General features: G+C 47.3%; 10 protein-coding genes. 4 read left to right on the top strand and 6 right to left on the bottom strand.

Features of this window, described 5'->3' with window-relative positions:
- Positions 1-150: 150 nt before the first annotated feature.
- Positions 151-1971, top strand: a complete 1821-nt coding sequence (locus BMW79_RS15195) for an ABC transporter ATP-binding protein (protein WP_089896123.1) — start codon at positions 151-153, stop codon at positions 1969-1971.
- Between the two features lie 156 nt (positions 1972-2127).
- The gene (locus BMW79_RS15190) at positions 2128-4767 is read left to right on the top strand and encodes a right-handed parallel beta-helix repeat-containing protein (RefSeq protein ID WP_089896121.1); all 2640 of its coding nucleotides are present in this window, start codon (positions 2128-2130) and stop codon (positions 4765-4767) included.
- 87 nt (positions 4768-4854) lie between these two features.
- Here the strand turns inward: BMW79_RS15190 and BMW79_RS15185 are convergent, their stop codons facing one another.
- The 3 genes from BMW79_RS15185 to BMW79_RS15175 all read right to left on the bottom strand — a co-directional run bounded on the left by BMW79_RS15185 (position 4855) and on the right by BMW79_RS15175 (position 7985).
- The gene (locus tag BMW79_RS15185; protein WP_089896119.1) at positions 4855-5664 is read right to left on the bottom strand and encodes a glycosyltransferase family 2 protein; all 810 of its coding nucleotides are present in this window, start codon (positions 5662-5664) and stop codon (positions 4855-4857) included.
- Positions 5665-6067: 403 nt separating this feature from the next.
- Positions 6068-7489 carry a DNA/RNA non-specific endonuclease gene (locus tag BMW79_RS15180; RefSeq protein ID WP_089896117.1) on the bottom strand — a complete coding sequence of 474 codons (1422 nt, stop codon included), beginning with the start codon at positions 7487-7489 and terminating at the stop codon, positions 6068-6070.
- A 79-nt stretch (positions 7490-7568) separates the two neighbouring features.
- The gene (locus BMW79_RS15175; RefSeq protein WP_089896115.1) at positions 7569-7985 is read right to left on the bottom strand and encodes a hypothetical protein; all 417 of its coding nucleotides are present in this window, start codon (positions 7983-7985) and stop codon (positions 7569-7571) included.
- Between the two features lie 176 nt (positions 7986-8161).
- Here BMW79_RS15175 and BMW79_RS15170 point away from each other — a divergent pair, with 176 nt between their 5' ends.
- Positions 8162-9664, top strand: coding sequence for a succinate CoA transferase (locus tag BMW79_RS15170; RefSeq protein ID WP_089896113.1), 1503 nt, complete (start codon positions 8162-8164; stop codon positions 9662-9664).
- 68 nt (positions 9665-9732) lie between these two features.
- Here BMW79_RS15170 and BMW79_RS15165 read toward each other — a convergent pair whose 3' ends face one another.
- Positions 9733-10644, bottom strand: coding sequence for a BPSS1187 family protein (locus tag BMW79_RS15165; RefSeq protein WP_143059165.1), 912 nt, complete (start codon positions 10642-10644; stop codon positions 9733-9735).
- Positions 10645-10739: 95 nt separating this feature from the next.
- Between BMW79_RS15165 and BMW79_RS15160 the strand changes: the two genes are divergently transcribed.
- Positions 10740-11411, top strand: coding sequence for an MgtC/SapB family protein (locus BMW79_RS15160; protein WP_089896109.1), 672 nt, complete (start codon positions 10740-10742; stop codon positions 11409-11411).
- On the opposite strand, the gene BMW79_RS15155 is transcribed toward BMW79_RS15160, so the two are convergent.
- Together BMW79_RS15155 and BMW79_RS15150 are read right to left on the bottom strand one after the other, a co-directional pair.
- Positions 11408-14941, bottom strand: coding sequence for a T9SS type B sorting domain-containing protein (locus tag BMW79_RS15155; protein WP_177192179.1), 3534 nt, complete (start codon positions 14939-14941; stop codon positions 11408-11410). The genes BMW79_RS15160 and BMW79_RS15155 overlap by 4 nt on opposite strands.
- A gap of 224 nt (positions 14942-15165) precedes the next feature.
- Positions 15166-16383 (bottom strand): family 16 glycosylhydrolase, encoded by a 1218-nt coding sequence (locus BMW79_RS15150; protein WP_089896902.1) that lies wholly within the window; start codon positions 16381-16383, stop codon positions 15166-15168.
- Positions 16384-16551 lie beyond the last annotated feature (168 nt).

The raw sequence follows: 16551 nt of genomic DNA, 5'->3' as shown, positions 1-16551 counted from the left end.
GTTTTTACTGATGATCTGCAGGCTTGAATGTGCGTCCGAAAAATATTCTTTAAGTTATTGATAAAAAGGAAATTGAAACTTAAGGAACCGCATCAGCAACGATGCGGTTTTTTTTATGCACGGTCCAATCATTTACGATTATAATTAAATATGAAGACATACTTCCGACTTTTATCATTTGCGAAACCAATTAATAAATTTGCGATTCCTTATATTATCTGCACCCTGTTGTCTGTCATATTCAGCACGCTAAACCTTGCACTGCTGGCACCCCTGCTCGATACCTTATTCAGTAAAAATCCGGACCAGGTCATTGCACCGATGCCGGCCAGTTACTTTGACATCTTCGCCGTATTTAAGCATTATACCACCTTTATTTCCACCACCTACGGCAAACTCGAAAGCCTGAAATTTGTGTGCGCCTGTATTGCTACCTCCGTTTTACTGGGCAATTTGTTCCGGTATTTTGCAGACAGAACCATGGAAAGTTTACGCATCCAGACCTTGCTGAACCTCCGTCGTACCGTATTTAACAATGTAATGAACCTCCACCTGGGCTATTTCAGTAATGAGCGTAAGGGAGATATTATCTCGAAAATAGCTTCTGATGTGCAGGTGGTGCAATATACCGTTACCGGCACACTGCAGGTATTATTTAAGGAGCCGGCTACCCTGCTCTCTTTCCTGGTGATGTTATTCCTCATCTCCTTTAAACTGACGCTGATCTCTATGATGGTAATTCCCGTAGCGGGACTGATCATCGCCAGGATCGTAAAGCGGTTGAAGGAACAGGCCACCGCCTCCCACCAAACTTATGGTATGATGATCAGTTACCTCGACGAGGCGCTGAACGGGATCCGGATCATCAAGGCATTTAATGCGGTAGGCTTCATTACCCGCCGTTTCGATAATCAGAACCGGAAGTATTCAAAGATTTCCCGGTCCATGGCCAAAAGACAACAACTGGCCTCGCCGGTGTCTGAAACCCTGGGCGTATTGATGGTAGCGGGCATAGTGTACTATGGCGGTTCTTTGATCCTTAAGAATGAGGGAAGTATGGATGGATCTACTTTTATCGTATATATCGCGCTTTTCTCCCAGATCATGCGGCCGGCGAAAGCCATTTCCACGGCTTTCAGCAGTATCCACTCAGGCATTGCCGCCGGCGATCGCGTACTGGAACTGATAGACCAGCAACCTGCCATTACCAACGCACCCGATGCGATCACACTGGACGGATTTACCGATGCCATCCGTTTTGATGGGGTGTCTTTTGCTTACGGTGAAAAGAAAGTACTGAATAATATTCATCTTACTATACCCAAAGGCTCCACAGTGGCGCTCGTTGGCCCTTCCGGCGGTGGTAAATCCACGCTGATGGACCTGATCCCCCGCTTTATGGACCCGCAATCGGGCAGTGTACTCATAGATGGTAAAAACCTGAAATCTGTCACCGTAGAGTCCTTACGGGCATTAATGGGCGTAGTGAACCAGGAATCCATTCTCTTCAACGATACCATCTTCAATAATATCGCATTTGCCAAACCTGATGCGACCCCCGAACAGGTAGAAGCTGCTGCCAGGATTGCCAATGCACATGATTTTATCCAGAAAACGGAGAATGGCTACCAAACCAATATCGGGGATAAAGGTTCCAAACTTTCCGGTGGTCAGCGGCAGCGTATCTGTATTGCCCGTGCCGTACTTTCCAATCCACCGCTGATGCTGCTGGACGAAGCTACTTCCGCATTGGATACAGAGTCTGAGAAAATGGTACAGGATGCCTTAAATAACCTGATGAAGAACCGTACTTCGCTGGTGATTGCCCACCGCCTGAGCACCATTCAGAATGCAGACCTGATTATTGTACTGGATAACGGCCAGGTGGCAGAACAGGGCTCCCATATGGAACTATTGAACAACAACGGTATCTATAAACGCCTCATCGAAATGCAGACGTTTCAGCAATAAGCTGATCATATAATATATCCGGAAAGGCCGCCTCCAAAGGTGGCCTCTCTTATTTGCAGCATGCGCATATATATGTTTTTCCGGTACGTAAGTTCAATGCGTGGCAGGCTGGTAAGTTTGAATCGTTAACCATATCCGTTTATAAAACCTCAATAAATGACATTTGACTATCTTACCCAGATGAAGGCCTACCCAACTCCACCTACAGACAAGAGCCTGGTCCACCTGGTACAGTACCACAGCGATAAACCGGGAGGCGGCGGGCAATTCTACTGGGATCCAGCCAGTGTGGAAACCGCCAACGATGGCACTATTATCAAAGCCGAAGCTTTCACAACCGGCCGTTGGAAAAGACTATTGGACGGAGAGCCCATTAATGTAAAATGGTTTGGCGCCACAGGAGAAGGCGTTCCCTACGTAGATAAAGACAATAACAACGTAATAGTCTACGACAGCACCTTCATCAACAAAGCCATAAGTGCCGGCTACCGTGACCTTTACTTCCCCCGGGGCACCTATCTGTTTGAAGATACCGCCGCTATCGGGAGCAACCTGGCAGGAATAAATCTTATCGGAGAAAACAGGGAAAATACAGTTCTCAAAAAAAAGGGGAGCAGCCCCACCGCTATCATCAACGGAGGGGGCTCCAATATCACCATTAAAGGGCTTTCCTTTACTGCCCCCTGCAGCACTGTCACCAACGGGCTCATTGAAATTACCTCCGGCGACAATATTGTTATCAAAGATTGCAGCCTCACAGATGCCATGCGTGCATTCTGGCTGCGCTGCGCTCCCAACAGTTCCATCAGTAATGTAATTTTCTCGGAAAATATCATTGACAAGGTAAAAGATGGCATCATTGTAGGCAACATCGATGTTACCATTACAGGAGATATCATCAGCAATATCCGCATCACCAACAACAGGATCACCAATGGAAAAGGTACCGATGAAAATACAGGCGGAGATGGTATTAAAACAGTAAAAAAATGTACCCACCTGGTCATCTCCAATAATTACATTAAAGGTTTTGTGAGAGATGCCATCGATCTTTTTGCCTCCGGCGACCGGGTCATCATATCGTCCAATCACCTGCTCAATAGCGGTGTTAAAGCGATGGATATTAAAGCCAATGTTTCACAGTTCCCTGTCGAAAACTGGGGAAACGGCGGGAAAAACCTCATTATCTGTGATAATATCATAGAAGCGAATGCCACTGGTATCAGTATCGCACGTAATGTCAGCCAGCAAACTGATTTCAATTACGGGATCGATGTTTCGCACAACCAGTTCCTGAATAATACGCAAACAAGCATACAGGCATACGGCAAGCATATTAATATCTCCAACAACTTTTTCAAAGACAACGGTACCAGCACTGCAGGCGCATATCACTGCATCCAATGCGGAGATAATACGTTGGCCCGGACACTGGAAAATGCCATTATCTCAGAAAATATGTTTGTCAATAACGGTAATAAGGTGGTTACTAATGCCTCCTATGCTATCTATGTATCATTCGGGTCCTCCAATTGCGGGCTGTTTGGCAATACAGTAGTAAATGATAGCGTCGAAAAAATCCAGCGATATGGCATTTACATTAATGACCAAACAAAAGGCATTAAACTAAGAAACAACACCATCAAGGATTTGGATGGCGCAAACTACACTTTCATTAATGGCGCTGAAATAGACAACGACCTGGTGGCTGGTTCAAAAGATGGCTTTACGCTACAAAACATTACAGCTACCGGTAATAAAACTGACAGGGGTATTGACCATGTTTTCAAAACAAATGCAAACGGATTAAGGGAAATCCTCCAACCCGGAGACGCCTTTTTCCTGGATAACAGCAGCAGCGTAACAGGAGCGGTGAAAATAACCCTTCCATTTGGGTGGAATAATACGATTATGTCTGTACGATTAAGTGGGAATAATTATAACCAGGGCACAGGACAGCATTTCGACATCACAGTGACAGGTATGAACACCTCCGCTGGCTCCGGATGGACATCAGGCAGCGCGAAAGTTACTGGCCGGAATCCTTTCTCCAGCCTGGTGCGTTTAGCATATGATGGCCAAAACTGTTGTATCCTGATCGGCGATATCACTACACAATGGAGCAGGCCTAAAATCTGGGTGCAGTCTGTCATGACCTCTTATACAGGTGGTGCTGCAACATGGGATGCCGGCTGGACAAGCGCTTTGCTGACTAACCTGACGGGAATCACTTCAATAATTACTCCATCGCTGGAAAATTATGTTCCGGCAGCAGCCAATGGCCTCGCCACACTCGACGCTTCGGGTAAAATACCCGCCGGCCAATTGCCTGCTGCCACAGGAGGCGCGCTGCTCTTAGAGGAGTTCTATACGGCGCAACCTGTTATGGCCGCAAAGACAAATACCCCTGCTTCACTATATTCCTATCTCCTCCCGGAGAACATACTATCCGGTAATGGCGAAAAGATAATAGCTGAATTTGCGGGGAAAGTGGCCAGCAACGCAAACACTAAAAAAATATCCATCACTGTAGGTAATACCCTTATAGGGCCGTTTACACCTGGAACAGGTGACTGGTTATTAAAACTGTTGATTATCAGAACCGGGCCAGATAGCCTCCAGCTGAGGAGTCACCTGGAAGGTAACGCTGTGACGCTCACAACAATTACCGGCATTGACCTTTCTGCGCCTGTAAGACTGGAACTCAGCAATGCTTCCGAAGCAAACAACCATGGTGATATTACCACTTGTATGGGAACGATAGCGTGGAAAGCTGCCGGCGCCACCACCAGCTGATCAATAACTTCCATTGATTACCCATAAAAATGAATAAGCCGTCCCACTAATAGCAGGACGGCTTATTCATTTTATAATTTGACTGATTTATTCGGCAGTTAAATGGTGACGGTAACCGTTGGAACAATAAGCAATCCCCTGGTTCAAAGTGTCGAGATAAACCCGGTAATTGATATTTTCGTGTACCCTGGAGTTAAAAGGATGATGCAGGTGATAGCATACGGCCTTTAATTTCACTTTTTTCTGAAACAATCCGGAATTAATAAAACGGGCAGCCAGCTCTATATCTTCATGCCCCCAGCCCTTCAATTCATTATTATAACCGTTTACTCTCATAAAATCAGTTCTCCAGAAAGCACAGTTACAACCGATCCAGTTCCTTGAACGCTGACTTTTCTTGATCAGCAAGGGTGCCAGGAAGGGAATCCGCAGTGAATTGATCCGGTTTCTGACATCTTTGCTAAAAGAGGACACTCTTTCAAATTGTCCGTTATTCAAATATCTCCGGGTAATCTCTTCCTGCAGTAATACGCGGCTGCCACGGATGAAATATCCCTTCTCTGCTTCGCTGATATGATCCTTGATGAAAAGTTCATGCATCACAATATCTCCGTCAATCTGAATTATATAGTCAGAAGAAGTACCGGTAATGGCCTGATTGATGATAATCGTCTTACGGAAACCTTCATCAGGATGCCAGAAGTGCTTGACCGGAATATTGGTCTTTCTTCTGAAAGCTTCCACCACTTCCCTGGTAGCCTCTCCGGAGCCATCATCAGCAATGATGACTTCGTCAGGGAGGACGGTTTGCACCAGTACACTATCCAGCACCAGCTTCAATGCTTCCGGCCAGTTGTATGTTGTTACAAGCAAGGCCACCGACACTCTTTCACCCATATTAATTAGATATAAAATTAATGTTTAAAAAGCTCATATTGCTTAGCTTTCTTCATATAACGCCATATCATCTTCATTATTTTGCGCTATCCCCTTTTCGTTGTGTGCACAGTTTCCATCTTGCTATACGTGCATATAATCAAGAAAAGTGTAGGTTCAATTCTGTTAATAATCGGTCAGTTATACTTTAAGTTAGCTTCGTATTAGTAATAACGCTTCAAGGTTCCAATAAGTTACATGTTGCTACGGTACTTTCAATAAAATTATGCCAATCTGGTTGTCAAAGGAACTTATCATGATTTTTTCTGCATATCTGGACACAAACTACAAAAACATAATAATTTTATGCAATTTATAATTTAATTACCATAACAACATAATATTTTTTTTAACGATACATTGCCTATTGTCCCGCATCTACTTTTTTTATTAATTCCTGCCTGACGGTAGCAGGCACCTTATCCAATAATTTATACCTGGTCGCTTTTTCTATCTCCTCTATTGAAGTCAGATAAGCACTCCACCTGGTATTCACATCATTTTTATTCGGCGTATTCACCGCTATGATGCGGGTATTCTTATTAATACGCTGAATATCATTGTTCCCCTCTGGCAATACTACTAAAACTTTCCAGATATGTTCCGGCACAATAATCTTATTACGGTCTATCGCCTTTGCCGGTCCTTTACTTCCTGTACCCCCACTGCCATAATTCCCCATGATCACATACACCTCGTTGCCATCCATCACCAGGTCCCGGGTATAGTCTTCCAGGTTTTTCCAGAGATGCTGGTTATGGTTAGGCGCCTGCGGAATCATATTGGTCATAAGAAAGGTGGCTTCATTGGCTGCCCGGGTAGCGGTACGGTCGCCCGAAGGACAGTTATGCCCTCTGTCAAAACCACTTCCGATGTAGCTGGTGTGAGACACCTGGTACCAGGTGTCCGGAATATCTGCGTCTGGCCGGAAATCATTTGCCCTCGACATTTTACCCAGGTCTTTACGGGATACATGCCAGGACACCCAGTTGGGCGTTCCCCGGTCGCGGTTATAGGACATCTTATAATATTCCTTATCCATCAGGTAATTATTGGCCATCGCCAGGGCGGCGCTGGCATCACTGGGATTACCCAGCAACATATTATCATCATCGCCACCTGCTGGTTTACCTGCGGGCGGCGCCGGCGGTTCTTTTCCTCCGGCCGTTACCCGGAACCCATCAAAATTGATACGGGTGTTGCCGGCATCCGTTTTCCGGATCTCAAAACGGATAGTCCCCGTACTGTTCACCGTAAACGTGGCCGCTTTCAGGGTAGCGGAACTTACACTAACCGCCTCCCCTACACGAAAATAACTTTGTCCGCGATTGCCGGATGCCCACAATTCCCACGTACCACTTTTATCGGTACCATAGGCCGCATATTTCAGTGTAACCGTTACCGTACCTTTTACGGCAATATCGAATTTCATTCCGGCCATACCGTTATCCCGGATACGCAACGCCTGCGTACCGGTTTTATGATCTTCGGCAAGACCACCGGTTACAGCATCTTTGAATTTCCAGGTTCCGCTGGATAATTCCACCTCTGCATTATTGTAATTGGTTTTGGATCCCGATTCAAAATCTTCTGCCAGCAGGAAAGTACTGGTCCGCGGTTTATTAGTTTTCTTGTGAGATGATTTCTTCGCAGGGGTTTTCCCTTTATCACCGGTAATTTTCCGGGAGCACGTGGTCACTGCAAATCCTGCAATGAGGAGTATAACGACAATGGCTAAACTACTGAATCCTTTGTGCTGTTGGTTCTTCTTTTTCTTCTTTGGCATAGCGTAGTAACGAACGGCCGCGAAGATAAAGAATAAAAAACAGAGAAGACCGGCGGCCCTCCCTGTTTTTTAAAAGCACTTAATAAAAGAGTTGCGACAAAACGTTGGTGGCGTCATTCGTCTTTGGTTTCAACCCCAGCAGCTTGGTATACTGACTGAGCGTAAGCAGCGTTTTCAGCTTGGAAAACAATCCATTTTTCAGACCGCTGAACTGTGACGTATAGCCACTGGGGTTAGACTGCTGCAAAGGCAGGATACTTGCCTTCTTTTTCAGAAAACCCGTTACCAGGTCGAGCACCTTCGGTTGCTGCGCATTTGTAAGCGACAATGCCGGGGTAAGCTGGCCCAATATGCTGTTGGCCACACTACCCGAATTCGCTAAGGGATTCTGCACACTGCCGGCTGTTTTTTTCGCCTGATCAAGGATACTCTGCGCCTGTACGGTGGCTGTTCCTAAAAAACATACACATGAAAAAGCAAGGACGATTCGCTTCATAATGAGGGGATTTAATTGTGGTGAATGGAGTGCTGACTCTCTTCTAAATATAAGCATTTCCCACTGTAAACCACTTTGGCCGGATCAAACAAAGGTTTGGCTCAAAAACGCATATCGGCCACTATGAACCATCGTATTTTTGTTATCGCAAATCACAACGGCGATTTCCACGGACCATGTACAAAGAAAGAATTAAAAGAACAGGGCTTGAAAGCAGGATCCGGACTGCGGAAGAAGCAGCCAGTTTATTCAGGGATAAAATGGTCGTTGCTTCCAGTGGCTTCACCAAGGCAGGCGACAGCAAAGCCGTCCTGAAAGCACTGGCAACACGCGCAGCTGCCCACCCGCTTCAGATCACGCTCATTACCGGCGCCTCCCTCGGCCACGGTACCGATGGCCTGCTCACCACCGCACATGTGTTACATAAAAGAATGCCGTTCCAGGTAGATCCCGTACTCCGCCACGGTATTAATACCGGTGAAGTACTGTTCATGGATCAGCACCTGGGAGAAAGCGCAGAAATCATCAACGAAAAAATTATTCCGGCAGTAGACATCGCCATCATAGAAGCGTTGCAGATCAATGAAGACGGCAGCATTGTTCCCACCACTTCCGTGGGTAACTCACCGGCTTTTATTGCTGCCGCCAGCAAAATTATCGTGGAAATCAATCTATCGGTGCCCCTCTCTTTACTGGGCGTACATGATATATTTTCCACCGGCAGCTGGCCCGATAAAAAAATCATACCGATCACCAACGCCGGTACACGCATAGGCACTAACGCCATTGCAGTAGATCCGGAGAAAATAGTAGCCATCGTTCTCACGGAAACAACTGACAGCCCCGCGCAAATCAATGAACGCGATGATAAAACACGCGCCATTGCCGGGCATCTGCTGCAGTTCTTTGAACAGGAAATAAAGAAAGGACGTCTCCTTCCTTCCCTCAGACCCTTGCAATCCGGCATTGGCAAAGTAGCCAATGCTGTGATGGAAGGCTTTATGGACGGCAACTTCCATGATCTGACCATGTATTCCGAAGTAATACAGGACAGCGCCTTCCACCTGATAGACGCCGGTAAACTGAACCTGGCATCTGCCTCTTCCATTACGGTATCACAGGATTGCTATAACCGCGTGTTCAGCGATTTTGACAGGTACAAACCACATATTGTACTGAGGCCGCAGGACATCAGCAATGCAGCAGAAGTCATCCGCCGCCTGGGCGTAATCAGTATCAATACCGCCATCGAGTGCGATATATACGGCAACGTAAATTCCACCCATATCGGCGGTACACATATGATGAATGGAATTGGCGGGTCCAACGATTTTGCCCGCAATGCATACCTCAGCGTATTTGTCTCACCATCATCGTCAAAAGGCGGCGCCATTTCGCACATAGTGCCCATGGCTTCGCATATCGATAACACAGAACACGATGTGGATATTTTTGTAACAGAGAACGGAATAGCCGATCTGCGTGGGCTCGCACCACGGGAACGCGCAAAACTGATCATAAATAATTGCGCACACGCCAGCTATCGCGACGAATTGAACGATTACTTTACCGAAGCCTGTAAAGCAGGAGGACAAACACCTCATCTTTTACAGGAGGCCCTTAGCTGGCATGCACGCTTTAAGGAAAACGGAACCATGCTTAGAACAATTCCTGTGTAGTATGATAGTGTGATTAGTGTGATGACAAAAAGAAGCCGGCCCTTCACTGGGGACCGGCTTTCTTTTTTTTATTTTGTAGCGTTGCTGATCATATATTTCCATACACCCACAAAATCCGTAAGCAGCGTGGATCCATGACGGTCTTTACGATCAATATCCGTTACCAGGATACTCCGCGTGGAATGCACTGCCTGCCCCGGCTGCACCATCGTAGTATCAGTTACTGCCTGGTGATTGATAACACTCACATCCGCTACCTGGTACTGATAATTAAACGGATCCGCATTATGCAGAAAAGCATAATACCGCTTCACCGGCGTACGACTCCGCTCCCGCTGCCAATGCGCAGGGGCATTAAAATTTTGCAGGTAATCCTGCGGCCCGGAAAACATCAACACGCCGCGCAAAGGAAACTGCTTGCCAAAATAGGCGGCATGCCCTGCTCCCTGCGAATGACCGGCAGCAATCACCTTGTCCCAGCGCACCTTTCCTTTACGTACAAACCCTGCCCAGGCCTTATCGTTTGCTGCCTGATACAACAGTAGCTTTGTTAAACGATTCACTAAACTGTTGGCAGAATCTACCACTACCTTATCACTCACATCCGTACCAAACATAATCTCCTGCCGGAAATGATCAAAGCAGGCACTGTCTTCACTTTTGGAGCATACCGTTGTGATCACGTTATTTACATAGTCCAGCGACACCACATAATATCCCATCGCCGCAAAAGTGCTGTCGAATGTCCGCAAACCCGTGGCACTGCCGCCGGTACCAGGAATCATGACCAGCAGCTGGTGCCGGTTGTTTTCCGCAGCCGGCGTTACCACCAGGTGTGGTGTATGCACGGTAGTCAACCCCGCCTGGGTTTCGCCGGGCGCTACAGTCTGGAATTTTATCTGCGACTGGGCGCTTCCTGCCAGCAGCAGTGATGCCAGCAACAGGTACACATTTCCTTTTATCATGAGAAGAAGTATCATTGAATGCCTGTTAAGATACAATTTTTGAGATTCTTTAACAGCACGACTACACGTAAAGTGTGTGCATCCCGCCATTAATTTCGTAAATTAGTAAGATGATACCCTGGACAGAAATATTACTACGATTGGCACTGGCAGCGTTTTTTGGAGGCATCATCGGTCTGGAAAGAGAACGGAAGGACTGGGCCGCCGGATTAAGAACGCATATGATGGTATCTGTAGGTGCAGCTTTAACGATGATGGTGTCGGCTTATGGATTTGCAGATGTGCTCGGGCAACCCAACGTTGTGCTGGATCCTTCCAGGGTGGCCGCGCAGGTAATCAGCGGTATAGGTTTTATCGGTGCAGGAACAATCCTTTTCCTGAAAGAAGGCGTGATACGCGGTCTCACCACTGCCGCCGGATTATGGACCGTAGCTGCCATCGGATTAGCCACCGGCGGCGGCATGTACTTTGCCGCCTTTATAGCCACTTCCATTGCCATTATTATCCTCTGGCTATTACAACCGGTAGAAAAAAAATTCCTCAGCCGTTTTGAACAGAAAACGATCCGTATCATCACCTTTGAAAGAAGTAAATCTATTGAAGTGGCCGATAAGCTTTTTCAGAACCCCTCCCTGAACATTACCACCTGTAATATCGAACAAACAGACAGCTTCTTCATCATTACCGTCCGTTTCAGAAGTATGGACAAAGCCGTTGTAGGTAAGCTCATTGGCGAAATACAGACAGATACCGGTGTAAAGGAAGTGTCCTGGAATGCCTAACGGATAAGCGTAATCGTACCTTTCACCAGCTCAGTTCTGCCATCCAGGTATTCCACGGTGGCGAAATAAACGTAGGCGCCCATTCCTGCCATCTGGCCTTTTATACTTCCATCCCATCCGTAGCTGCGATCATTGGCCGGTGTATTGTTCGCCTCAAATACTTTATTGCCAAGACGGTTATAAACACTGAAATTCCTTACCAGCTTTATATCCAGATTACCAATTACATAAAACCAGTCATTCTGCCCGTCGCCGTTAGGCGTAAAAGCCGTAGGCATGGTAACGCCAACGCCCGCATAGGTGAGCACCTGGATACTGGCAGTGTCCGTGCAATAATACTGATTCGTAGCCTCTACCGTATACTTCATGGAAGAGGTAACGAAGGCGGCCACCGGCGAAGCGCAGGTACTGCAGGATAATCCCGATACCGGGTACCAGCGGTAGGCCGCAGCAGTCCCCCCGGTTACTTTTGCGTTGAAAGACGTGGTACGCGTGCGGGGCAAAGTGATGGAAGTCATGCCCAGGTCTACTTTAAAGGGAGCATAATCCATCCGGGAGAGATTGTTCGCATAGTTGGTTTCGTTGATCACGAAATCATTTTTCCTGTTCACCACCGCTGTAATTTCATTACTGTTCGGCGCAGCTATCACATAAGTGAAATCCTGGCAGGTACCAGCTGTAACCGGCGTGTAATATACGGGCGACAATAACGTAGTGCCTTCACTCCAGGGATCGCCGTTATAAAAAGATACGGGCATTTTTGCGTGAATGCTGTCGTATCCATTCGAGGTACAGATCCTGAACTTCACAAGCGTATGCTGATTATCAAAACACTCCGATTGCAGCAAATTAATGGTAAAATCCGGCGGATAGGTGTGCACATACTGCTGATCCTTTATCACACAACCATATTTATTGGTCAGCTGTACTCCCACAAAGGCGCTGTCTTTCATCACGGCCTGGGGTTCCGGGCAATTATAACAACTCAGCGTATAGGCGTTATCGTTCTGCCATAATATATTCGCCGGCGTGAAAGCAGTCAGCTGATAATACAAAGGAAAAGAAGCTTTTCTCATCACCAATGTATCCTTTGGAAACACCGACACCACCGGCCGAGTATAATTCCACAGGGTCGTGTTATTGGTATAGCTGGCTTCATTCAGCCCCGTTTCCGGCGGCAATACCTTTGCATCTTTATTCACGATAGCATGTACAACGCCGGTGGTAGTATTTTTAATATAGTACCCGTAATCCGTACAGGCGCCGGTACTTTGCAGCGGCGTGGAAAATCCGTTGCCTAAAAGCCGGGCTGCCGGATCTGCCGGAGCGCGGTCGTAGAAGGCTACCGGCAATTTTGCAGGAATATTTCCTTTCGTATATGCATTACAGAGGGAGAAATCTACATGCAGACTATCACCTTTGGCGCAGTCTACATTTTTCAGCGTTACCGTGTAATCGTCAATCACCGGGATATGCAGGGTAGCAACGGTACTATCGTAGCAGGCATTTTCAGAATAAGCCAGCACCTTTGCCGTGGTCACCGTATCCTTGCGGTAAGGCGCGGTAAACGTAGGTTCCACGCAGTTCAGGCAACTGAGATAACTACCGGTCCATTTTGCAGTTTGAACAGTACCGTTCACACCGCCCGGTGTTAAAATCACTTCGTCTTCCGGTGTAAGGATGTAATCCGCCGGATTCAGGGTTACCTTGAATTTGAAGCCATTCTTTACACTGATATTGTTGTTGTAATTGCTTTCAATAAGGGTGGTATTCGGCAGCACGAATGGTGCGCTGGTGCCGTCGTCATTCAGCACCACTGCAATAGTATCTATACCGGCCCTACCTGCATCTACAATAGCAGATAACCAGCCGGTGGAACATTTACCCTTGATGTCTTCTGTTAACAACCATACGCCGCCTACCTTTTTGGTGCCGGGTTTGCGGGGATCGCCATCATAAAAAGACACGGGCGTGTTTTTAGGGATGGTTTCATACCCGAAGTTGTGCATATACATTGTGATGCGGACTTTCGTCTGCTGATAACATTCAATTTTCGTAACGTAGGTGGCGCCATCGGCGGTGGGATCGTCTACCATGATTTTTACCGCGTTGGTAGTATCAAAACAATGACCATCAGTGGCGGCTAAACGAACTTTATAATTGGCAGGTATCTTAAAAACATAGTTTAGTTGCTCAGTGGTACTCACCTCCTGCTCTGCCATCCCTTTATCATTACTGATGAGCCAACTCCAGCTGGTGGCATTGCGGGAACGGTTGTTGAAGTCGATCCCCTCCAGGGCGATGCCATCTTTGGAGGCAATCTTCCTTTTGCTGGGCCAGAAACGCGCTACCACACCGCAACTCACAGACACCGCATCAGTACCTGTAGCCATACAGCCGGTAACGGTATTGGTTACACGTAAACTAATAATGTAATTCTTTTTCTCTGTAACGGTCAACTGGAAAGTGGCGCCATTGCCTTGTAACACACCATCCACCAGCCATTCATATTTATTTCCACCGGTACCGGTACTCGTAAAAGTGACCACATCGCCCACCACAGGGTAATCGATATCCCGTTTGAAAGCGGCGATGATATTATCTGTGCAGGGATCATTACAGACCGTGGAACTGAGCATACCCGGTAAGGCCACCGCAATAAAGCTATGCATACGGGTGGCTTGCCCGGCGGTAAACGACAGGATACATCCGGTACCCTGACCGTAATCCATAAAATTGTCCGGAAGATCCGGCACATCTACCGTAAAACCGGATAACGTATCTGTACTGCAGGAGTTCTGGGGAACGGCACAGGAGTAGCCACCAGTAATGGTTTTCTCCGGAGGCGTATCACACACCATATCACCATCCACCATACAGTCGTCGTTCTTACAATCCCGGTTGGCAAACGTATGTGCAAGGCTGAGATAGTGTCCCATCTCATGTGCCAGCAGATCCGGTCCTACGCCCGCCACCACAATATCGCCACCGGCGCCGGCGTACCCACCCATTTTGAGACGGGTCCAGACGCCACATTCGAAATCCTGCATGTATTCCGATTTGATATCTTTTACAACCCAGATATTGATGTAACGGGAACCGTCCCATTTACCAAGTGCCGTCAGATCGGCGCCTTCCATTTCATTATCAAAATCAGCGAGATAAGAATGCGTACGTACGATACCGGTAGTACGGCCACCGTCGGGGGCTGTTTTAGCCAGACAAAACTGGATCTTCGTATCTGTTCGCCCGCCCGCAAATGCGCCGGTAGCAGCATAAGCGTCATTTAACTGTTTTAGCCCCTCCAGTATTTCTGCATCCGGGTAGGCAGCCGGATCTTCACTGATAATGTGAAACACTACAGGCAAGGTCACCACTGCTGGCGCATGGATCGCGGCACCCGGTGCGGTAATATATTGTCTTTGTAAGATAGCTTTATTGATGGCCTGTTCACGTGCCAGGTAAGAGGCGTCTTTCCGCCATAATTGCTGTAGTAGATCACTGCCGCAGGCCCGCACTGTGACAGGCATTCCCTCCTGTGCTTTTAGGATCACCGGAAAAAAAAGACATAGTAATAACAGGACACGCAGGTTTTTCAAAGCTGGCAAATGCATCGACGACAGATAAATTAAAGTAGCACAAATATATAGTCATTTTTCCTAATCAATGAAATTATTATGTCCATACATACTACCATATGCAAAAAGGGCCTGCCGTAAAAACGGCCGGCCCAGATCCATCAACCTTAAAAAAATCAATACCGGAATGCTTCCCAGCCTGAAACCGTCGTACGATTACAGGTCATTGCCTGGGTGCCGTTTTCGCTCGACACATACCGGCCATTATTTCCACGGAGTGCAATAGATCCGTCTGTATTAACGATCCAGTCGAATTTCTCCCAGTCGCCTATCGTGGTGCGGTTACAGGTAATGGCACTCACTCCGTTTTCTGAGGATACATATTTGCCCTGGCTTTTCAGGGCCACTTTACCGCCACCGGCGTCTTCTACGGTGAACTGCTCCCAGGCCTGCGCGGTAGCACGGTTACAGGTCATTGCCTGGGTACCGTTTTCGCCGCTTACAAAGGCATTATTAAACCCTTTGAGGGTAATAGTGCTGCCAACAGGCGCTGTACCGCCGCCATTCGTAATGGAATAGACCCTTACATAGTCCACATACATATTGGCCGGCAGCTTGCTTTCGTCGATGGTTTGACCAGGAAAATCACCGCCCACCGCCATGTTCAGGATAATAAAAAACTGGTTGTGAAATTCCTCGGTGCTGTTGATGTTGTTCTGGATATTGGCGGTGGCAAACTGATTGCCATCCAGGTACCAGCGGATGGAGCTGGCATCCCACTCTACCGCATACACGTGATAATCGGTAATAGTGGTGCTGGTATTACCACCATAGGATACATGGCCATTGGCATCCCAGTGAATGGTACCATAAATAGTGCTGCTCGTGTTTACCTGCTCCATAATATCTATCTCTCCGCATTTGGGCCAGCCTACGGAACCGATGTTGTTGCCCAGCATCCAGAATGCCGGCCACAATCCCTGCCCGGACGCCAGTTTGATACGTGCTTCAATGCGACCATACTGGGTGGTAAAATGTCCGGCCGTGTTCATACGGGCGGAGGTGTAAGGCCAGCCGTTTACACTTTGTTTGCGGGCGGTAATCACCAGGTTGCCATTACTCACACTGGCATTGGACGCCTGGTAATATTGTTTTTCGTTATTAACACCCGGGCCGGTTTCAAACGACCATTTGGAAGTATTTACACTACTACCGTCAAATTCGTCGGACCAGATCAGCTGGTAAGAAGCTGCTGCCGCCTGCACTGCCGCAGCAGCAGGTCTGGCATCCAGAGATTGCAGATTATTGGTTTTTTTCGCCTCTTTTGAACAGGCGCTCAGCATAGCCACTAACAGGAAGGAACCTACGCTGAAGGAGATCAATTTTTCTTTCATGGAATTTACAATTAATAAAAAGGTGAACAAATGAGGGTTAATGGATCAACGTGGAGGTATTTTTATCTTGTGGCGTAAATATGGTGCTTGTATCCGGGCTAACAAAATTCAGGGCTACGTCAAAAGTACTACTAACGGCTGCCAGGCTGATTTTCTCCTGGCAACCGT

The sequence above is a fragment of the Chitinophaga arvensicola genome (genome assembly GCF_900110835.1).
GTDB classification, from domain to species: Bacteria; Bacteroidota; Bacteroidia; order Chitinophagales; family Chitinophagaceae; genus Chitinophaga; species Chitinophaga arvensicola.
The sequence above is the reverse complement of the archived record's forward strand: the minus strand, read 5'-3'. Positions and strand labels throughout refer to the sequence as shown.